This window comes from Kitasatospora sp. NPDC007106 (assembly GCF_040634455.1).
Classification (GTDB): Bacteria; Actinomycetota; Actinomycetes; order Streptomycetales; family Streptomycetaceae; genus Kitasatospora; species Kitasatospora arboriphila.
In genome coordinates, this window is sequence record NZ_JBEYFP010000979.1 from 1 (window position 1) to 2,048 (window position 2,048).

3 protein-coding genes are annotated in these 2,048 nt (G+C 76.4%); all 3 read right to left on the reverse strand.

From position 1 onward, the window contains the following. Positions 1-611 (reverse strand): saccharopine dehydrogenase NADP-binding domain-containing protein (locus ABZ641_RS34715; protein WP_359988345.1); only part of this gene is annotated, 611 nt, incomplete at its 3' end. Positions 612-699: 88 nt separating this feature from the next. Next, positions 700-1,629, reverse strand: coding sequence for a hydroxymethylbilane synthase (gene hemC, locus ABZ641_RS34720; RefSeq protein ID WP_344627413.1), 930 nt, complete (start codon positions 1,627-1,629; stop codon positions 700-702). A 17-nt stretch (positions 1,630-1,646) separates the two neighbouring features. Beyond that, positions 1,647-2,048 (reverse strand): DUF6629 family protein (locus tag ABZ641_RS34725; protein WP_359988347.1); only part of this gene is annotated, 402 nt, incomplete at its 5' end.

Sequence of the window (2,048 nt, forward strand, 5' to 3'; positions counted from 1 at the left end):
GCCTGCGCCATCGCCCGCGGCCGGGAGAAGGCCGTCATCGCCGAGGCGAAGGTGCCGCCGGAGATGGTGCCGCCGGCGCGGACGAAGCCCTCCACCGAGAGCCGGGCCGCCGGGCCGCCGCGGCGCAGCAGCTCCTCGACGGTGAACAGCACACCGAGGTCGTGCGGCACCGAGTCGAAGCCGCAGGCGTGCACCAGCCGCGCCCCGCTGGTCACCGCCCGCTCGTGGTGCCGCAGGTACATCCGGTCGACGAACTCCGGCTCGCCGGTGAGGTCCACGTAGTCCGTGCCGTGCTCGGCGCAGGCCGCCACCAGCGGCTCGCCGTACCGCAGGTACGGGCCGACCGTGGACACCACCACCCGGGCGGAGGCGGCCACCTCGCACAGCGCCGCGCGGTCCGCGGCGTCCGCGACCAGCAGCGGGAGGTCCGCGCAGCGCGGGTCGATCTCCGCCAGCCGCGTCCGGACGGCGGCGAGCCTGCGCTCGTCCCGCCCGGCGAGCGCCCAGCGGCAGTCCCGGGGCGCGGCCCGGGCCAGGTACTCGGCGGTGAGCCCGCCGGTGAACCCGGTGGCACCGAACAGGACGAGGTCGTACGGGCGCGGCGCGGCCATCAACAGTCCCTACTCGCGGGTAATCGACTGCGCCACGCTAGGAGTCCGTCGTGGCACTGTCAACGACCGGGACGCGGCGGCCGCGCACTCAGTGCGCGATGCCGTCGATGAGCTCCTGGGCGCCCTGCCGCTTCAGGGCGAGGGCGGTCGAGGTGCCGAGGTCCTCCGGGCTGAGGGCGCCGGCCCACTCGTGGGCGTCCAGCACCCGCTTGCCGTCCGGCGAGAACACCCGGCCGCGCATGGAGAGCCGCCCGTCGTCCTCGGCCCGCGCGTAGCCGGCGATCGGCGCGTTGCAGTGGCCCTGCAGCACGTGCAGGAACATCCGCTCCGCGGCCGCCTCGCGCCAGGTCCGCGGGTCGTTGAGACCGGTCACGGTGTCGACCGTGGCGGTGTCGTCCTCGCGGCACTGCAGGACGAGGATGCCGGCGCCGATCGGCGGGCACATCGCCGCCACGTCCAGCACCTCGCTGATCCGGTCGGCGAGGCCGATCCGCTCCAGGCCGGAGACGGCCAGCAGCAGCGCGTCCGCCTCACCGGCGTCCAGCTTCGCCAGCCGGCTGTTGGCGTTGCCGCGCATCGGCACGCACACCAGGTGCGGGTGCGAGGCGGCCAGCTGGGCGATCCGGCGCACCGAGGAGGTGCCGATCCGGGTGCCGGCCGGGAGTTCGTCCAGCGTCAGCCCGCGCGGGTGCACCAGGGCGTCGCGGATGTCGTCGCGCGCCAGGTGCGCGGCGAACACCGTGCCCGCCGGCAGCGGCCGGTCGGCCGGGACGTCCTTCAGGCAGTGCACCGCCAGGTCCGCCTCGCCGGCCAGCAGCGCGGCGTCGACCTCCTTGGTGAACGCGCCCTTGCCGCCGAGCGCCGCCAGGTCGCCCGTCCAGCGGTCGCCGGAGGTGGTGACCGGCACGACCTCCGTCCGGATCCCCGGGTGCAGCACGGAGAGTTCGGCGCGGACGCGCTCGACCTGGGCGAGGGCCATCGGTGACGAACGGGTGACGATGCGCAGCGGTTCGGCCATGGGGAGATGATAGGCCGTCACTTACCCGCGCCCGGACCGCGGCCCGCCGCACCGGCCGGCACCGGCGGGCCCGTTCCGCCCGCCCAGCCCAGCAGCAGGACGGCCGCGACGGCGGCCAGCGCGCACCAGGTCGAGGCGAAGGCGAGGCGCCACACCACGGCGCACACCACCGCGCCCGCGCCCAGGGCGAGGCCGAGCCGCCGCAGCGCGGCGTCCCCGCTCAGCAGCAGCGCACCGACGGTGGCCAGCAGGTATCCGGCGGTCAGCAGCGGAGCCGCGGGCACGCCGACCGCGTACGCCAGTGTGTGGTGGCGGACCTCCGCCGACACCGGGCGGCGCAGCACCGCCACCGCGAGCGGGACGGCGACCACCGCGCCCAGCACGGCGAGCGCACCCAGCGTCCGCCGCCGCGGGTGGCC